This window comes from Rhodobacter sp. 4.3.4, assembly GCF_058724655.1.
This window is the reverse complement of the sequence record NZ_CM178967.1, coordinates 2,247,372-2,264,740: the sequence shown is the minus strand read 5'-3', so window position 1 is coordinate 2,264,740 and position 17,369 is coordinate 2,247,372. Positions and strand designations below refer to the sequence as shown.

Genomic DNA, 17,369 nt, shown 5'->3' with positions numbered 1-17,369 from the left:
GCGCGGTGGCGATGATCGCAGCTCGCGGCCTTCGGGCAAGGGGGCGGTCGGGATCTGACCGCCGCCCCCCCTGTCACCTTTCTGTCAGCCCACGCTTGGCAGCACGCTTTGCGCGATCGAGGCATCGAGCGCCTCGAAAGCCGCAAGGCCCAGCGTCGCGTAAAGCTCGGCCCGGGTCTGCATCTCGGGCAGCAGCGCGGTGGTGGCGCCGTCGCGGGCAAGCGCGGTGTAAAGCCGCTCCTGCGCGCGGTTCGCCACCCGCAGGGAGGACACCGGCCAGATCACCATCTGATAGCCCAGCTCCTCGAACTCGGCCGCGGTCAGGGCCGGGGTGCGACCGAATTCGGTCATGTTCGCCAGAAGCTTGACCCCGGGCAGCCGGTCGCGGAAGGCGCGGAACATCTCGACCGAGGTCAGCGCCTCGGGGAAGATCGCATCGGCGCCGGCCTCGACATAAAGCTGCGCCCGCGCCACGGCGCCCTCGATCCCCTCGGCGGCGGCCGCATCGGTGCGCGCGATCACCACCAGATGCCGCCGCGCCCGCACCGCCGCCGCGACCTTCGCCGCCATCTCGGCCGGGCTTGCCAGTTTCTTGTCGTTCAGATGGCCGCATTTCTTCGGCAAAAGCTGGTCTTCCAGATGCACTGCCGCCGCCCCGGCCTCTTCGAACACCCGGACCATGTGCATGACGTTGAGCGCCTCGCCATAGCCGGTGTCACCATCGACCAGAAGCGGCAGGCCCGAGGCCCGCGTGATCTGGCGGATGAAAAAGGCGACCTCGTCCACCGTCAGGATGCCCAGATCGGGCAGCCCCATCGAGGCCGACATCGCCGCCCCCGACAGATACAGCGCCTCGAACCCTGCGGCCTTGGCTTGCAGCGCCGCCATGCCGTTATGCGCCCCGGGCAGGCGCAGGATGCCGGGCCGGGCCAGGGCGGCGCGAAACCGCGCCCCTGCCGGGGCCTCGGGATGATCGGAACCGATCAGATAGGGCATGTCTCACTCCGTCCGGTTGGGCGCGGTCAAAAGGCCGCCGCGGGCTTCAAGGGGCAGGAAGGCCCGGGTTTCGGGGCCGGTGTAATTGGCCGAGGGGCGGATGATCTTGCCGTCCAGCCGTTGCTCGATCACATGCGCGCCCCAACCCGCGCTGCGGGCAATGACGAAGATCGGCGTGAACAGCATCGTCGGCACCCCAAGCTGATGATAGGAGACCGCCGAATACCAGTCGAGGTTCGGAAACATCGCCTTCGTCTCGGCCATCACCTGTTCGATCCGCTCGGCGATATCGAACATCCGCAGTGCGCCGTGATGCAGCGCCAGCCGCCGCGCCACCTGCTTGATCACCACATTGCGCGGATCAGCGATCGTATAGACCGGATGGCCAAAGCCGATGATCACCTCTTTCGCGGCCACCCTTGCGCGGATATCGGCCTCGGCCGCGTCGGGGGTGGCGTAGCGCTTCTGGATCTCGAAGGCCTGTTCATTCGCGCCGCCGTGTTTCGGCCCGCGCAGCGCGCCGATGGCGCCTGCGATGCAGGAATAAAGATCCGATCCGGTCCCGGCGATGGTGCGCGCGGTGAAGGTCGAGGCGTTGAATTCATGCTCGGCATAAAGGTTGAGCGTGGTGTGCAGCGCCCGCACCGCTTCCTCGCCCGCCGGGCGGCCATGCAGCAGATGCAGGAAATGCCCGGCGATGCTGTCGTCTTCGGTCTCGACCTCGATGCGCCGCCCGTTCTGCGCGAAGTGATACCAGTAAAGCAGCATCGAGCCCTGCACCGCGATCAGCCGGTCGGCAATGTCGCGCGCGCCGGGCGTGTTGTGATCGGCGGCTTCCGGCAGCACGCAGCCCAAGGCCGAGACGCCCGAGCGCAGCACATCCATCGGATGCGCGGCGGCCGGGATCGCCTCGAGCGTCTGGCGCACCGCCAAGGGCAGCCCGCGCAGCGCCCGCAGCTTGGCGCGATAGCTGGCCAGTTCGGCCAGCGTCGGCAGGGTGCCATGGATCAGCAGATGCGCCACTTCCTCGAACTCGCAAGCCTCGGCGATGTCGAGAATGTCAAAGCCGCGATACTGCAGGTCGTTGCCGCTTTGGCCGACGCTGCACAGCGCGGTATTGCCCGCCACAACCCCCGACAGGGCCACGGATTTCTTCGGTTTCACGATCGAACCGGACATGTTTTCCCCCTCATTGCCAATCGAAGATGCCGCGCGGGCGCGGCGCGCCCAGGGCATCGGCCGCCACGGTGAAATTCAAGACATCCAGCCCGTCGGCGGGCAGATCGGCCAGATTTTCCGCCGCCTCGAGGAAGCGGGTCTGTTCCGCGCCGCTCAGGATGCCGTCGGACAGGGTCAGGAACTTGCGCACGTAATTCTCGCGCCGGAACGGTCGGGCGCCGTCGGGATGGGCATCGGCCAGCGCCAGCTCGTCGACGATCTGCCGCCCGTCCTTCAGCGTCACCACGACGCGGCCGCCAAAGGCCTTTTGCTTCGGATCGCGGGCATGGTAGCGGCGCGTCCAGTCCGGGTCCTCGACGGTCGAGATCTTGTGCCAGAGCGCGACCGTCTCGGGCCGGTGCGCGCGTTCGGGGGCATAGCTGCGGACATGGTGCCAGCCGCCATCCTCCAGCGCGACGGCAAAGATATACATGATCGAATGATCCAGCGTCTCGCGGCTGGCATCGGGGTCCATCTTTTGCGGGTCATTGGCGCCGGTGCCGATCACATGATGGGTGTGATGCGAGGTGTGAATGACGATGCTGTCGACCTGCGCAAGGTCGCCGATCTGCGGCCCAAGGCGGCGGGCGAGATCAATCAGGGCCTGGCTTTGATATTCCGCCGAATATTCCTTGGTATAGGTGTCAAGGATCGCGCGCTTCGGCTCGCCATGGCCGGGCAGGCGGACGGTGTAACGCGCCTCGGGGCCGGAAAGCATCCAGGCGATGAAACCGTCCTCGCCCTCCCAGGCGGGGCTGGGCGCGCCCTCGCCGCGCAGGGCGCGATCCACCGCCTCGATCGCCATCTTGCCCGCGAAAGCCGGGGCAAAGGCCTTCCAGCTGGAAATCTCGCCCTTGCGGCTTTGCCGTGTCGTGGTGGTCACATGCAGCGCCTGCTGCACCGCCTGATAGATCACCTCGGCGGGCAGGTTCAGCAGCGTGCCGATCCCCGCCGCCGCCGAGGGCCCGAGATGGGCGATATGGTCGATCTTGTGTTCGTGCAGACAGATCCCGCGCACCAGCTCGACCTGGATTTCATAGCCGGTGGCGATCCCCCGGATCAGCTCGGCGCCCGAGCGCCCGGTGTGCTGCGCCACCGCCAGGATCGGCGGGATGTTGTCGCCCGGATGGCTGTAATCGGCGGCCAGAAAGGTGTCGTGGAAATCCAGTTCCCGCACCGCCGTGCCATTCGCCCAAGCCGCCCATTCCGGCGAGACCCGGGTGTCGTGCGCCATCCCGAAGACGGTGGCGCCGCGCCGCATCGGGTGGCAAAGCGCCTGCGCCCGGGCCGAGGCGACGGGGCGGCGCCCGACCGAGGCGGCGGCGACGGCGGCATTGTCGATGATCCGGTTGATGATCATTTCGGTCACTTCGGGCAGCACCGGCACCGGATCGGCGGCCACTTCGGCGATTTTCCAGGCCAGCTGGTCGGCGCGCGGCAGGATCTCGGCCGAGCGGTAGCTGCGCAGGTCATGGGTCTTCATCGGGTCTTTCCTTGTCTTTGGTCTTGTCGTCAGATTGCGGAAGAAAGCGGGCGGGGGCGGCCGTCGGCATCGACAGCGACCATCACGAATTGTCCCTCGAGTGCCGGGCGGGGGGCGCCGGGGCCGATCGGCTGGGCGATGCCCCGCACCGCCACGGTCATCGAGCTGCGCCCCTCGCGCAGGATCTCGGCGCGCAGCTCCAGCATCTCGCCGACCCGGATCGGGGTGGTGAAATCCACCCGTTCCGAGCGCGCCATCACCACCGAGCCCGCGGCGCGGCGGCAGGCGGCGACAAAGGCCGCCCGCGCCATCAGTGCCAGCGCATGGCCGCCAAACAGCGTGCCGTAATGGTTCGCCTGATCGGGAAAGATCATCTCGACCAGAACGGTCGGCGGGGCAGGGGGGAGGGACATGGGAAACCTTTGCAAGATTGGCAAAGGCAGCTTTCCTTGCTTTTGATCTTCCGTTAAAGTATTGATAATGCGTTATATTGTGAAGGCTGGCGCGGCAAATTGCGAAGGTTGCGAAGATGACGAAGACATTCATGGGGGTGCGGCTGAAACGCCTGCGCGAGGATCGCGGCCTGACCCAGGCGACCCTTGCCCGCGCTTTGGAGATTTCGCCAAGCTATCTGAACCAGATCGAGAACAACCAGCGGCCCTTGACGGTGCCGGTGCTGCTCAAGCTCAACGCCGCTTTCGGGCTGGATGTGCAGCTGTTTTCGGATGCCGACGAGGCGCGGCTGATTGCCGAGCTGCGCGCCGCGCTGGCCGATCAGGGCGCGGGGGCGAGCCTCGCCGAGGTGCGGGAGATCGCGGCGAACATGCCCGCCGTCGCGCGCGCGATCGTGGCGATGCAGGCGCGGCTGCGCGATCTGTCCGACCGGGCCGATGCGCTGGCGGGGCAGATCAGCACGCCTGCAAGCTCTACCCCCGCCGCTTTCGAGGCGGTGCGGGACTGGTTTTACGAACGCCGCAACCATGTCCCCGATCTGGATACCGCGGCCGAGGCGGTGGGGGCGGATCTGCCCGCGGGACGGATGGCGCAGCCCTTGGCCGAGCGTCTGGCGGCCCGGCACGGCATCCGCATTCTCCATGCCGAGGGCGGCACGCTGCGCCGGTTCGAGCCCGGGGCGGGGCTGTTGCATCTGGGGGCGCATCTGACGCCCGGCCAGCAGGCCTTTCAGATCGCCACGCAACTGGCGCTTCTGGAGCAGGGCGGGCTGATGGCGCGGCTGTGCGCGGCGACGCAGCTCGACCCCGAGGCGCAGGCGCTCTTGCGGGTGGGGCTGGCGAATTATTATGCCGGGGCGCTGATCATGCCTTACCGCGCCTTTCTGGCCGCGGCGGAGGCGCTGTCTTACGATATCGAGCTGCTGGCCAGCCGCTTTGGTGTCGGTTTCGAGACCGTCTGCCACCGGCTGTCGACGCTGCAACGCCCCGAGGCGCGCGGCGTGCCGTTCTTCTTCATCCGGGTGGACCGGGCGGGCAATATCTCGAAACGGCAATCGGCCACGGATTTCCACTTTTCCCGCATCGGCGGGTCGTGTCCGCTGTGGAACATCTACGAGGCGTTTTCCCGCCCGGGCGAGATCTTGCGGCAGGTGGCGCAGATGCCCGATGGCCGCAGCTATCTGTGGATCGCCCGGCAGGTGCGGCAGGGCGGCGGCGGCTTCGGTGCGGCGGAAAAGCGCTTCGCCGTCGCGCTGGGCTGCGATCTGGCGCATGCCGACCGGCTGGTCTATGCGCGCGGGATGAACCTGCGCGCGCCCGATTTGGCCACGAAGATCGGCCCCGGCTGCAAGCTGTGCGAGCGCGCCGATTGCCCGCAGCGCGCCTTTCCGACGCTGGGCAAGCCCCTGCGGCTGCGCCCCGAGGAAACCCGCTTCGCCCCCTATTCCGGCTCGGAGTGAGGGGCGAAGCGCTCAGGTCGCGCAAAGCTCGGTGTCGATGCAGCCCTCGGCGCGGAAGGGTTGCAGCTCGGCCATCGGCAGGTCCATCCCGGCCAGATCGGCGCTGATCCGGTCCAGATCCCCGGGGCCAAGCAGAAGCGGATGCACCGTCGTGCGCAGCGCATGGGCAACGCCGCTTTCTTGCAGCAGGCGCAGGCTTTCCTGCGCCCGCAGTCCCGATCCGGGCACGCCGGTGATGCGCGGATAGTCCGCAAAGGGCGCCTTCACGTCAAAGCCCACCCAGTCCAGAAGCGGCAGCACGCGCGCCAGCCGCTCGGGGTAAGGCCCGGCGCTGTGCAGCCCGGTGCGAAAGCCCATCGCCCGGATCTCGGCCAGGACCGCGGGCAGGGCGGCCTGCAAGGTCGGTTCGCCGCCCGAGATCACCACCCCGTCCAGCAGCCCGCGGCGGCTGTCCAGAAAGGCCCGCACCTCGGACCAGGGCAGGGTTCCCGCCCGGGCCGGGATCAGGTCGGGGTTGTGGCAATAGCGGCAGGACCAGGGGCAGCCCTGGGTGAACAGGACCGCCACCAGCTCCCCCGGCCAGTCGCAGGTCGAGTGCCGCACCAGGCCGGAGATCGCCAGCTCAGCCAAGATGCGCCCGCGCTTCGGAAAAATAGACCCGCTCGGCCGCCTCGCCCTTCTTGCCGGTGTTGAAGGAGGCCATCGGCCGGTGATAGCCCATCACCCGCGTCCAGATCTCGCAGCGGGTGCGTTCGGCATCGTCAAGGCTCAGGGCAGTGTCCAGCTCGGTCAGGTCCAGCGGCTTGTTCATCGGGTTCTCCTTCGGGGTCAGCAGGTGCAGGCGCGTTTCTTCGCGATCAGCTCGGCATCGCATTTCGGGCAGAATTCGTGTTCCCCCGCAATATAGCCATGTTTCGGGCAGATCGAGAAGGTGGGGGTGACGGTGATATAGGGCAGGCGGAAGTTCGTCAGCGCCCGGCGCACCAGCTTGCGGCAGGCTTCGGCCGAGGAGACCCGGCTGCCCATGTAAAGATGCAGCACGGTGCCGCCGGTGTATTTCGCCTGCAACGCTTCCTGATGCGCCAGCGCCGCGAAGGGGTCATCGGTGAAGCCCACCGGCAGCTGCGAGGAATTGGTGTAATAGGGCTGATCGGCCGTGCCCGCCTGCAGGATATCGGGGAAGCGCTTGCGGTCTTCGCGGGCGAAGCGATAGGTCGTGCCCTCGGCCGGGGTTGCCTCAAGGTTGTAAAGATGGCCGGTCTCTTCCTGAAACGCCACCATCTGCGCGCGCAGCCGATCAAGCACCCGCAAGGCCAGCGCCTTGCCCGCCTCGGTGGTGATATCCTCGGCATCAGCGGTGAAATTGCGCACCATCTCGTTCAGCCCGTTCACGCCGAGCGTCGAGAAGTGATTGCGCAGCGTGCCAAGGTAGCGCTTGGTATAGGGGAAAAGCCCCGCATCGATATGGCGCTGGATCACCTTGCGCTTGATCTCAAGGCTGGTGCGCGCGAGCCGCGCCAGATGGTCGAGCGCTACCATCAGCTCGTCCTCGTCGCCGCGGTGCAGATGGCCCAGCCGCGCGCAGTTCAGCGTGACAACGCCGAGCGAGCCGGTCTGCTCCGCCGAGCCGAACAGCCCGTTGCCGCGCTTGAGCAGCTCGGTCAGGTCGAGCTGCAACCGGCAGCACATCGAGCGCACCATATGCGGCTGCAATTCCGAATTCACGAAGTTCTGGAAATAGGGCAGGCCGTATTTCGCCGTCATCTCGAACAGCGCATCGGCGTTTTCGCTTTCCCAGGGGAAATCGGGGGTGATGTTGTAGGTGGGGATCGGGAAGGTGAAAACCCGCCCCTTGGCATCGCCCGCCGTCATCACCTCGATATAGGCGCGGTTGATCAGGTCCATCTCGGCCTGCAGATCGCCGTAAGTGAACCCCACTTCGCGGCCCTGCACCACGGGCACCTGATCGCGCAGATCCTCGGGGCAGGTCCAGTCAAAGGTCAGGTTGGTGAAGGGCGTCTGCGTGCCCCAGCGCGAGGGCACGTTGAGGTTGTAGATGAATTCCTGCATCGCCTGACGGACCTGCGCATAGCTCAGCCCATCGAGCCGCACATAGGGCGCCAGATAGGTGTCAAAGGAGGAAAACGCCTGCGCCCCCGCCCATTCGTTCTGCAACGTGCCCAGAAAGTTGACGATCTGCCCCAGCGCGCTGGACAGATGCGCGGGCGGAGCGGATTCGATCGCGCCGGGCACGCCGTTCAGCCCCTCGTGCAGAAGCGTGCGCAGCGACCAGCCCGCGCAATAGCCCGCGAACATGTCCAGATCGTGGATATGGATGTCGCCCTCGCGATGCGCCGCGCCGACCTCGGGCGGATAGACGTGACTCAGCCAGTAATTCGCCGTCACCTTGCCCGAGATGTTCAGGATCATCCCGCCCAGCGAATAGCCCTGATTGGCATTGGCATTCACCCGCCAGTCGGAGCGTTCCAGATATTCGCTGACCGAGCGTTCGACATCGATCATCACCCGGCGGTCCTCGCGCAGGCGGGCGTGCTGCTCGCGGTAGACCGCATAGGCGCGGGCGGTGGCGACATGGGCGGTATCGGCCAGAACCGCCTCGACGGTGTTCTGGATCGTCTCGACATCGGGGGGGCTGGAGGGGGTTTGCAGCGCCAGCCGGTCGAGCACCGCCTGCGTCAGCCGCCCGGCCTCGGCGGCGCCGAATTCGCCGCTGGCATCGCCCGCCCGCGCCAGCGCCGCAAGGATGCGGCGGGCGTCAAAGGGCACAAGCGCGCCATCGCGGCTGCGCACGGTGGCAAAGCCCGCTGGGGCAGTCAAAGCAACATCGGCGATCGGCATCGCGGTCCTCGTCCTTGGGCTTTTGCAGGGACGGGAACGCGAAACGGCCCCGGCAAGGGGTCCGAAAAGCGCCCCGCACGGCCCTCCGCCAGCGGTGGTCATAACAGCTCCGGGCAGGTCTCCTGGCTTTGCGGGTCACAGCTTGGCTGGCCTTCCCGGGCCGGGGCCCAGTGGCGTGATCAGCCGCGCTCGCCGCTTACAGTTGCGGGGGCAGCGCCGGACTTGCACCGGCTTCCCTCTTGGCCTGCGGCGAACCGCAAGACCCAGAGCGTCACGATATAGCAATCAATTGCCACTTGCTGTCAATATATAGTTTCCCCTTGCCCCGGCCGTGCCCGCAGCCCAGGGCCCGTCCCGGCCCGTGCAGACAGGCGATTGGCCGCCCCGCCTGCGACCGAGTGCCGCGCAGACGCCCCCGGGGGGCGCAAACCCGTTTACAGCGCCGCCGCTTGCTTTCATCCTTGCCGCGATGGTGGCGCCGCTTCCGGGCTGCGCCTGAAAAGGGAATGCGGTGCGCCCGTCCGGGCAAGGCCGCGGCTGCCCCCGCAACTGTGAGCGACGAGCAACGCCGGAAATGCCACTGGGCCGCGCCCGGGAAGGTCCGGGGGCGCGATGACCCGCAAGCCAGGAGACCTGCCATCGCAGACGTTTCGGGCGGGGTGAACCGGGGGGACGTGAAGCCTGAGGCCCGCGCCTTGGTTCGTGTCGCCGTTTCCCGCCCCTGTTCAGGCCCTTGTTCAGGGATGTGCGCGCATGGCGGTGAAAATGGATACGATGGAACATTCTTTGCGCGAGGGGCAACGGCTTTTGCGGCTGGTGCTGTGCGGGCGCGCGACCGCGGCGGAGCCTGCGTCGGCGGGGGCGCCGATCCGGGCCGAGCTTGCGGCGCTGCCGGGCGATTTCGCGCTCAGCGGTGCCGGGGTCGCGCTCGACGACGGTTGGCTCTCCTGGATCAAGGGGCCGGGGCCGCAGCTTTGCGCCGCGATGGGGCAGATCGCCGCCGATCCGCGGCTGGCGCGGGCACGGCTGCTTGCGGTCGGCTGGACCGGCCGGCGCCGGTTTGACCGCTGGCCCCTGCGGCAGGCGGTGTTGCATCATCACGCCGCGCAGCTGCTGTCCGGGACCTCCTGGCGGCCCGAGGCGGATCTGCTGGCGCTGGCGCAGCGCGTCTTTGACGATCTGGCGCAGGATCATGCGCAGGGGTCCTTTGCGCAGTCCGACCTGTTGCGGCGGGTGCCCGATTTCGTCGAAAGGCTGCTGGATTGCGCGGCCGAGCCGGTCCTGCCGGTGCTGGCGCGCGACGATCTTCAGGCGCGGGCCGGTTTCGTCGAGGCCTGCCTGCAGCGGCTCGGCCAGATGCAGGCGGCCGCGGCCCTGGGTCTGGCCGAGGGGGCGCTGGCCCTGACCCGGCTCAACAGCCTGTTGCAGCGGGCGGGGCGGCCGTCGCAGCCGCTCGATCCGCGCGGGCGGGTCTGCCTTGTGCTGCCCCCGGGCGAGACCGAGATGATCGGCACGATCCTGAAGGCGGATCTGTTGCGGCTGGCGGGGCTGTCGGTGCGGGTGATCCTTGAGCCCGCGATCGGGGCCATCCTGACCGCGCTGCGCGACGAGGCGGGGGCGGTGGTGATCGTGACCGGGTCGCGGATGGCTGCCGGGGCCGCCGGGGGGGGCGCGGCGCAGCTGGTCGCGCAGCTGCGTCAGGCCTTGCCCGACCGGCAGATCCTGCCGGGCGGTCTGGGGTCGGGGCCGCTTGCGGATTGTGCGGAGCGGCTGGCGCTGCTGCGCCACCGCGCCGGGCTGGCGCCGGTGCAGGGCATCGACTGGGCGGCGATGGCCAGCCTGGCGACGCTGATCGGGGCGGGGCCGCAGGGCGCCGTGCCCGCCGTCTTCGCCTGAGCCGGGGTCGGAAACGGGCAGAACCGGCCGCCCCGGGGTCGTGGGGCGGCACGGCGTTTCAGCCCTCCCTTTGGTTTACTCTGCTGCGAACTGGTTCATCGTGTTGGCATGCCCGCCCGCCTTGAGCGCGCGCTCGCCCGCGACCATCTCCTTGAAGGTGTCGCCCAGATCCGAGCCGACCTCGTGCTGGTGCTTCACCGCCGAGACGCCGCCGCGGATTTCCGCGCGCTGCACCGTGGCGACATAGGCCAGCATCTTGTCTTCGCCGAAATAGCCGCGCGAGAGTTCATCCATCGATTTCGCGGTCAGATGGAAGGTGGGCAGGGTGATCAGGTTGTGGAACACCCCCGCCCGCGTCGCGATATCGGTCTGGAAGGCCTTGAGCCAGGCATCGGCCTCGCGGCCAAGGGGCGTGTCGTCATAGTCGGGCTTCATCAGCTCGGGGCCGTTCGGATAGGCGTCTTCGGTGATCGTGCCCTCGGCCAGCCATTGCGCGCGCACCTGCTTGCGCAGGTTCAGCGTCCAGTTGAAGCTGGGCGAGTTGTTGTAGGTCAGCTTCGCATCGGGCACGACCTTGCGGATCTCGGCCACCATCCCGGCGATTTCATCCACATTCGGCGTGTCGGTCTCGATCCACAGAAGATCGGCGCCCCCCAGCGTCAGCGAGGCGATGCAATCTTCCACCACCCGGGCGCGGCCGGTGCCGGGGCGGAACGGGAACAGCCCGTTCGCCAGCCGCTGCGGCTTGACGAAAGCGCCGTCGCGGTAAAGCGCCAGTTCGCCCTCGCGGATCGGGTTTTCGGCCGTGATCGGCTCGGTCGCCAGCCATTTGATGTAGTCCGAGGCCAGATCGCCCGGGCGCTGCGACACCGGCACCTTCTGCGTCAGACCGGCGCCCAGGCTGTCGGTGCGGGCGACGATCACCCCATCCTCCACCCCCAGCTCTTCGAAGGCCAGCCGACAGGCGCGCAGTTTCTCGATGAAATCCTCGCGCGGGACCGTCACCTTGCCGTCCTGATGGCCGCATTGCTTGGCATCCGAGACCTGGTTTTCGATCTGCAGACAGCAGGCACCGGCCTTGATCAGCTCTTTCGCAAGCAGATAGGTCGCATGTTCGTTGCCAAAGCCCGCGTCGATATCGGCGATGATCGGCACGACATGGGTTTCGAACCCGTCGATCGCCGCAATCGCCGCCTGCCGCTCGGTCTCGGTCTTCGCGGCTTTCAGCGCCTTGAAGAGATCGTTCATCGCCACCTCGTCGGCCTGCCGCAGCGAGGTATAAATCTCTGCGATCAGATCGGCGACGGCGGTCTTTTCATGCATCGACTGGTCGGGCAGATGGCCCCAGCGGTTGCGCAGACCGGCGACCATCCAGCCCGACAGATAGACATAGGTGCCGCGCGCGGTGCCGCGCATCCGTTTCACCGCCTTGATCATCTGCTGAGCGTGAAAGCCCGACCAGCAGCCGAGAGATTGGGTGAATTTCGTCGGATCGGCGTCATAGGCCGCCATGTCGGCGCGCATCACCCCGGCCATCTCGCGCGCGATGTCGAGATGGGTGTCCCAGGTGTTTTGCAGCCGCAGCTGCACGATGTCATCGACCGCCACGCCACCCGGCGTGACCCCGGAGGGGTAGCGGCACAGGATAGCGGAGCGGATTTCCGAAAAAGTCTGTCTTTTCTTCATGATGTTTCCTTTCGACGGGCTCTGCCCGGGGTTTGGGGGAAGCGGGAAAAGGTTGCGCCGAGGGTCTCAGGCAAGCTTCGGGGATCGGGCCGCCAAAGGGCGAAAACAGCGGGATCGGGTCCATCAGTCGAGCGCGTTCAAAACCGCATAGGCGGTGGTGGTCAGGAAATCGGGCAGGGTTTCGGCGGTCACGGCTTCGAGCAGCAGCCGCGCGGCGGTGGCGTAATGGCCGCGGTGGAAGGCATTGGCGCCGATCCGGTCCAGCACCGCCGCGATTTCCTGCTGCATCAGCTCGCCCAGCCAGTCGGAACTCACCGCCCGGCTGCCGCCCGCCGCAAGCGCCACCGACACGCCATGATGGCGCCATTGCCACAGCTGCGCGCGGCAGATCTCGGCCGTCGCCGCATCCTCCATCAGATTGCGGATCGGCACCGCGCCGCGCCCCGACAGCCAGGCCGCCAGATAGTCGAGCGCCACCGAGATATTGGTGCGCAGACCCTCTTCGGTCACCCGGCCCTCATGCGGGCGCAACAGCATCGCCGGTTCGATCCGCCAGGCCTGGCGCGGAATGCGGATCTGGTTCGGCCCCGGCATCTCGGCGTCAAAGACCGCCATCGCCACCGGCACCAGATCGGGATGGGCAACCCAGGTGCCGTCATGGCCCATCCCCACCTCGCGCAGCTTGTCGGCGCGAACCTGGGCAAAGGCACGGGCATTGGCCTCGGGGTCGTCGCGCACCGGGATCGCCGCCGCCATGCCGCCCATGGCGTGGATGCCGCGCCGGTGGCAGACCTTGACCAGACGCGCCGCATAGCTGGCCAGAAAGGCGCGGTCCATCGTCACCTCGGCGCGGTCGGGCAGGGTGAACGCCTTGTGGTTGCGCAAGGTCTTGATGTAGCTGAAGATATAATCCCAGCGCCCGCAGTTCAGCCCGGCGATATGGTCGCGCAGCTCCCAGATGATCTCGTCCATCTCGAAGGCGGCGGGCAGGGTTTCGATCAGCACCGTCGCCTTGATCGTGCCCCGCGCCAGCCCGACGCGGTCCTGGGCGAAGACGAAGACCTCGTTCCACAGCCGCGCCTCGTGGTGGCTTTCCAGCTTCGGCAGGTAATAGAACGGGCCGCGCCCGCTGGCCGCCAGCGCCCGGCCGCAATGCCACAGCGTCAGGCCGAAATCGAAAAGCGCCGCCGAGATCGGCTGCCCGGCCAGCAGCACATTCGCCTCGGCCATGTGCAGCCCGCGCGGCCGCACGATCAGAACCGCCGGATCGGCGCCGACGCGATAGCTTTTGCCGGTCTTCGGATCGTCGAACTCCAGCGTGCCGTCGCGGTAGTCGAGCATGTTGCGATGGCCCGCGACAATATTGGCAAAGCTCGGCGCCGTCGCATCCTCGAAATCGGCCATGAACACCCGGGCGCCGGAATTGAGCGCGTTGATCATCATCTTGCGCTCGACCGGGCCGGTGATTTCCACCCGACGATCGCGCAGGGCCTCGGGCACCGGCGCGGCCTCCCAGATGCCTTGCCGGATCTCTTTCGTTTCGGGCAGGTAATCGGACAGGGCGCCTGCGTCGATCCGCGCCTGACGCCGGGCGCGCGCCAGCATCAGCGCGTGAATCCGGGTGCCAAAACGGCTTTGCAGCTCGGCCAGAAAGGCCAGCGCCTCGGGGGTCAGCACAAGATCCTGACCGGGAAGGCTGCGCAGGACCAGCGGCGGGGCAGTGGGGGATGGGCAATCCAGCGACATGGGGATCCTTTCGGGGCGGGGCTTCTGGCCCCGGGTGACTCGGGTGAAGTCAGGCTAGTAATGTTACGCTGCATGTGCATTATGTGTTTGAAAGCATTGGGTTGTTCTGTCACTTTCGTCATGTGACAGGCGGGAAATCTGTAAGGATTGTCACATGGCGCCACGGGCGGAAAAGCTGGTCATCGGGCAAAGGCTGAAAGTGCTGCGGCAGTCTTTGGGGCTGACGCAGGCGCAGATGGCGGCAGAGCTTGGGGTCTCGGCCAGCTACATCACCCTGATCGAGGCCGATCAGCGCCCGGCCTCGGTCAAGCTGCTGATGCGGCTGGCCGAGGTCTATGACCTGAACATCTCGGAACTCTCGCCCGCCGCGGATGCGCAGCTGGCCGCCGATTTCGCCGCCGCGCTGAAAACGCCCGCCGCCGGGGCCGATGCCGTGCCGCGCGCCGAGATCGAGGCGGTGTTGCAGGCCTCGCCGCGGATCGCGGCGGCTTTCGTGCGGCTGCAGGCGGCGCATCGCGCGGCGGTGCTGGCGCCGATGGCCGAGGAGAACCCGCTGACCGACCGCGACAAGGTCGAGGCTTTGGGCGAGACCTCGCGCCCGGTTGAGGCGGTGCGGGCCTGGTTTTACGCCCGGCGCAACCATGTCGACGCGCTCGACCGTGCCGCCGAGGATCTGGCGGGCGAACTCGCCCTGCACCGGCACGAGCCGCATCTGGCGCTGACCGGGCGGCTGGCGGCGCATGGGGTGACGGTGCGGATCGACCCGGCCGAGGTGATGCGCGGCCAGCTGCGCCGCTATGACCCCGAGCGGCGGGAATTGCTGCTTTCGGAACTGCTGGGCCAGGCCAGCCGCCGCTTTCAGATCGGGGTGCTGCTGGCCAGTCTGGAGCAGGAGCCGATCCTGGCGCGGCTGATCGCCGAGGCGGGGCTGGAGGACCCGGCGGCGGCGGCGCTGATGCGGGTGAGTCTGGCGAATTACTTCGCTGCGGCGCTGATGATGCCTTACGGCCGGTTTCTGGCCAGCTGCGAGGCGAACCGCTATGATGTCGAGCTGCTGTCGCATCGCTTCGGCACCAGTTTCGAGCAGACCGCGCATCGGATGTCGACGCTGCAACGCGACGGCGCGCGGGGGATTCCGTTCTTTTTCGTGCGGGTGGACCGGGCGGGCAATCTTTCGAAACGCTTCAGCGCCGGGCGGTTTCCGTTTTCGCGCTTTGGCGGCACCTGTCCGCTTTGGAACATCCATGCCGCCTTTGAAATGCCCGACCGGGTGCAGACGCAGGTGATCCGCATGCCCGAGGGGGCGAGCTACTTCTCGGTGGCGCGCACGGTGACACGGGCGGGGGGCACGCATGGCGCCCCGGCGCAGCGGCTGGCGATCGGGCTTGGCTGCGATGTCGCCTATGCGCCGCGGCTGATCTATGCCGAGGGGATCGACCTGTCCCGCACCCGGCCGGTGGAGATCGGGCTGAACTGCTATCTGTGCGAACGCGCCGATTGCACCGCCCGCGCCCATGCCCCGGTGAACCGGCCGTTGCAGGTGAACGAACGCGAACGCTCGCTGGCGCTGTTTCGTTTCGACGCGGGCTGACGGCTCAGGCGCGGCGGGTCATCATCCACAGGAAGAACAGCCCCCCGGTCAGGCCGGTGACGATGCCGATCGAGAGATCCTCGGGCGCCATGACGATGCGGGCGCAAAGATCGGCCAGGATCAGGAACACCGCCCCCGCCCAGGCCGAAGCGGGCAGGACGCGGGCATTGGCGCTGCCCAGCACCATCCGCACCAGATGCGGCATCATCAGGCCGACAAAGCCGATCATCCCCGAAAAGGCCACCATCACCCCGGTGATCAGCGCGGCGACGGCAAAGACCGTCAGCCGGAAGCGGCCGACCTCGAGACCAAGGCTGGCGGCGGTTTCATCGCCAAGCCCCACCGCGTCAAGCCGCCCCGATTGCAGCCAAAGCCAAAGCCCGCAGGGCAAAAGCACGGCCAGGGGCCAAAGGAGATGCGACCATTGCGCCAGCCCCAGCCCGCCCAGCATCCAGAACACCACCGTATGCGCGGCTTTCGGATCGCCCAGGAAAATCAGGATATTGGCCCCGGCCATCACGACAAAGCCGACCGCGACGCCCGCCAGAACCAGCCGCTCGGCGCTGCTGGCGCCGGCCAGATGCGCGACGCCGAGCACCAGAGCCGTCGCCGCCAGCGCGCCCAGAAAGGCCAGAAGCGGCACCGTCAGCAGCCCCAGAAACAGCCCGGTGTGCAACAGCGCCGCAATCGCCCCGAAGGCCGCGCCCGAGGAAATCCCCATCAGATGCGGATCGGCCAGCGGATTGCGCGTCACCGCCTGCAGCGCCGCGCCGACAAGGCCCAGCCCCGCCCCCACCAGCGCCGCCAGCAGCACCCGCGGAAAGCGGATCTCCCAGATGATGCTTTCCCGCCCCGGGCTCCAGTCCGGGGTGACCAAGCCCGGCGCCAGATGGTCCAGCGCCACCCCCCAGACCGTGGTCAGCGGGATGCGCACCGCGCCCAGGCTGACGCCAAGGCCGATCACCGCGATCAGCACCGCGACAAGCCCCGCCGCAAGGGCAAGCCGCGCCGTCACACCCGCCGCAGGACCGCGGCGGGGCGTCTTGATATCCCTCACCGAAAGCCCGCCACCAGCTTTTCGACGGCGCGGATATTGCGCGGCCCGGGCGTCGCCTCGACATAGTCCAGCACCACGAAACGGTCATCGCGCACCGCCGCGATCCCGGCAAAAGCCGGGTTGTCCTTCAGGAAGGCGATCTTCTGCGCGGCCGTCACATCGCCGTAATTGACGATCACGATCACCTCGGGGTTGCGCTCCACCACCGTTTCCCAGCCGATCTCGGCCCAGCTTTTTTCCAGATCGTCCATGATGTTGCGCCCGCCCGCGGCCTCGATCAGCGCGCTGGGCATGGCATGGGCGCCCGCGGTGAAGGGGGCCTTTTCGCCGCTGTCATAGACAAAGACCCGCGGCGGGGTGCTGTGATCGACCCCCGCCGTCAGCCGCGCCAGATCGGCCTTCCAGCCCGCCACCAGCGCCTCGGCCCGCTCGCTGACGCCGAAGATCCGGCCCAGGTTCAGGATGTCGGTGTACATGTCCTCCATGCTGGCGCGCGGCCGCGGCCCCAGATGGATGCAGCTTTCGGTCAGCTCGTAGGTCTTGATGCCCAGAGGCGCCAGCGTCTCGGGCGTCACCTCGCCGCCGACCTTCATGCCGTAGTTCCAGCCCGCGAAGAAGAAATCCGGCTCGGCCGCGGCCAGAACCTCTTTCGTCGGATATTTCGCCGAAAGCTCGGGCAGTTCCGCCACGCCCGCCCGCATCTCGGGGTCAAGCGTCTTCCAGCCCGAAATCCCGGTATAGCCCACCATCCGGTCGCGCAGGCCCAGAACCAGCATCATCTCGGTCAGGTTGACATCGTTCGAGATCGCGCGGGCAGGCGGGGCATCGAAGCTGACGGTGCGGTTGCAGCTTTGCACGCTGACCGGATCGGCCAGCGCGGCCGAGGCGGTCAGGCACAAAAGCGCAAGGGAACGGGCGATCATCG

14 protein-coding genes and 2 riboswitches are annotated in these 17,369 nt (G+C 67.7%); of the genes, 3 read left to right on the top strand and 11 right to left on the bottom strand.

What is annotated here, in order from left to right; genetic code table 11:
- Positions 1-84: 84 nt before the first annotated feature.
- The 4 genes from prpB to AC4PTB_RS10935 are packed head-to-tail and all read right to left on the bottom strand — an operon-like array spanning position 85 to position 4,110.
- Positions 85-996, bottom strand: coding sequence for a methylisocitrate lyase (gene prpB, locus AC4PTB_RS10950; protein ID WP_492189985.1), 912 nt, complete (start codon positions 994-996; stop codon positions 85-87).
- A gap of 3 nt (positions 997-999) precedes the next feature.
- Positions 1,000-2,175: a bifunctional 2-methylcitrate synthase/citrate synthase gene (prpC, locus tag AC4PTB_RS10945; protein ID WP_492189984.1), complete on the bottom strand. Its 1,176-nt coding sequence runs from the start codon at positions 2,173-2,175 to the stop codon at positions 1,000-1,002.
- Positions 2,176-2,185: 10 nt separating this feature from the next.
- On the bottom strand, positions 2,186-3,697 hold the full coding sequence (locus AC4PTB_RS10940) for an MmgE/PrpD family protein (RefSeq protein ID WP_492189983.1): 1,512 nt from the start codon (positions 3,695-3,697) through the stop codon (positions 2,186-2,188).
- Positions 3,698-3,726: 29 nt separating this feature from the next.
- Positions 3,727-4,110 carry an acyl-CoA thioesterase gene (locus AC4PTB_RS10935; protein ID WP_492189982.1) on the bottom strand — a complete coding sequence of 128 codons (384 nt, stop codon included), beginning with the start codon at positions 4,108-4,110 and terminating at the stop codon, positions 3,727-3,729.
- 116 nt (positions 4,111-4,226) lie between these two features.
- Here AC4PTB_RS10935 and AC4PTB_RS10930 point away from each other — a divergent pair, with 116 nt between their 5' ends.
- Positions 4,227-5,609: a short-chain fatty acyl-CoA regulator family protein gene (locus AC4PTB_RS10930; RefSeq protein ID WP_492189981.1), complete on the top strand. Its 1,383-nt coding sequence runs from the start codon at positions 4,227-4,229 to the stop codon at positions 5,607-5,609.
- Between the two features lie 12 nt (positions 5,610-5,621).
- Here AC4PTB_RS10930 and AC4PTB_RS10925 read toward each other — a convergent pair whose 3' ends face one another.
- The 3 genes from AC4PTB_RS10925 to AC4PTB_RS10915 are packed head-to-tail and all read right to left on the bottom strand — an operon-like array spanning position 5,622 to position 8,468.
- A complete protein-coding gene (locus tag AC4PTB_RS10925; RefSeq protein WP_492189980.1) occupies positions 5,622-6,239 on the bottom strand; it encodes an anaerobic ribonucleoside-triphosphate reductase activating protein in 618 nt (205 codons plus the stop codon).
- Positions 6,232-6,420, bottom strand: coding sequence for an anaerobic ribonucleoside-triphosphate reductase (gene nrdD, locus AC4PTB_RS10920; RefSeq protein WP_492189979.1), 189 nt, complete (start codon positions 6,418-6,420; stop codon positions 6,232-6,234). The genes AC4PTB_RS10925 and nrdD overlap by 8 nt, the downstream gene beginning before the upstream one ends.
- 17 nt (positions 6,421-6,437) lie before the next feature.
- Positions 6,438-8,468, bottom strand: coding sequence for a ribonucleoside triphosphate reductase (locus AC4PTB_RS10915; protein WP_492189978.1), 2,031 nt, complete (start codon positions 8,466-8,468; stop codon positions 6,438-6,440).
- 95 nt (positions 8,469-8,563) lie between these two features.
- A riboswitch (cobalamin riboswitch) is annotated at positions 8,564-8,750 on the bottom strand.
- Positions 8,751-8,921: 171 nt separating this feature from the next.
- A riboswitch (cobalamin riboswitch) is annotated at positions 8,922-9,123 on the top strand.
- A 98-nt stretch (positions 9,124-9,221) separates the two neighbouring features.
- Here AC4PTB_RS10915 and AC4PTB_RS10910 point away from each other — a divergent pair.
- Positions 9,222-10,364: a hypothetical protein gene (locus tag AC4PTB_RS10910; RefSeq protein WP_492189977.1), complete on the top strand. Its 1,143-nt coding sequence runs from the start codon at positions 9,222-9,224 to the stop codon at positions 10,362-10,364.
- Positions 10,365-10,439: 75 nt separating this feature from the next.
- Here the strand turns inward: AC4PTB_RS10910 and AC4PTB_RS10905 are convergent, their stop codons facing one another.
- Both AC4PTB_RS10905 and aceB read right to left on the bottom strand, forming a co-directional pair.
- A complete protein-coding gene (locus AC4PTB_RS10905) occupies positions 10,440-12,050 on the bottom strand; it encodes an isocitrate lyase (protein ID WP_492189976.1) in 1,611 nt (536 codons plus the stop codon).
- A 123-nt stretch (positions 12,051-12,173) separates the two neighbouring features.
- Positions 12,174-13,796 carry a malate synthase A gene (gene aceB / locus AC4PTB_RS10900; protein WP_492189975.1) on the bottom strand — a complete coding sequence of 541 codons (1,623 nt, stop codon included), beginning with the start codon at positions 13,794-13,796 and terminating at the stop codon, positions 12,174-12,176.
- Between the two features lie 154 nt (positions 13,797-13,950).
- Between aceB and AC4PTB_RS10895 the strand changes: the two genes are divergently transcribed.
- Complete coding sequence (locus AC4PTB_RS10895) at positions 13,951-15,387, top strand: short-chain fatty acyl-CoA regulator family protein (RefSeq protein WP_492189974.1); 1,437 nt, start codon at positions 13,951-13,953, stop codon at positions 15,385-15,387.
- A 4-nt stretch (positions 15,388-15,391) separates the two neighbouring features.
- On the opposite strand, the gene AC4PTB_RS10890 is transcribed toward AC4PTB_RS10895, so the two are convergent.
- Entirely contained in the window at positions 15,392-16,435 is a 1,044-nt protein-coding gene (locus tag AC4PTB_RS10890) for a FecCD family ABC transporter permease (RefSeq protein WP_492192630.1), read from the bottom strand.
- 5 nt (positions 16,436-16,440) lie between these two features.
- Complete coding sequence (locus tag AC4PTB_RS10885; RefSeq protein ID WP_492189973.1) at positions 16,441-17,367, bottom strand: ABC transporter substrate-binding protein; 927 nt, start codon at positions 17,365-17,367, stop codon at positions 16,441-16,443.
- Positions 17,368-17,369: the final 2 nt, after the last annotated feature.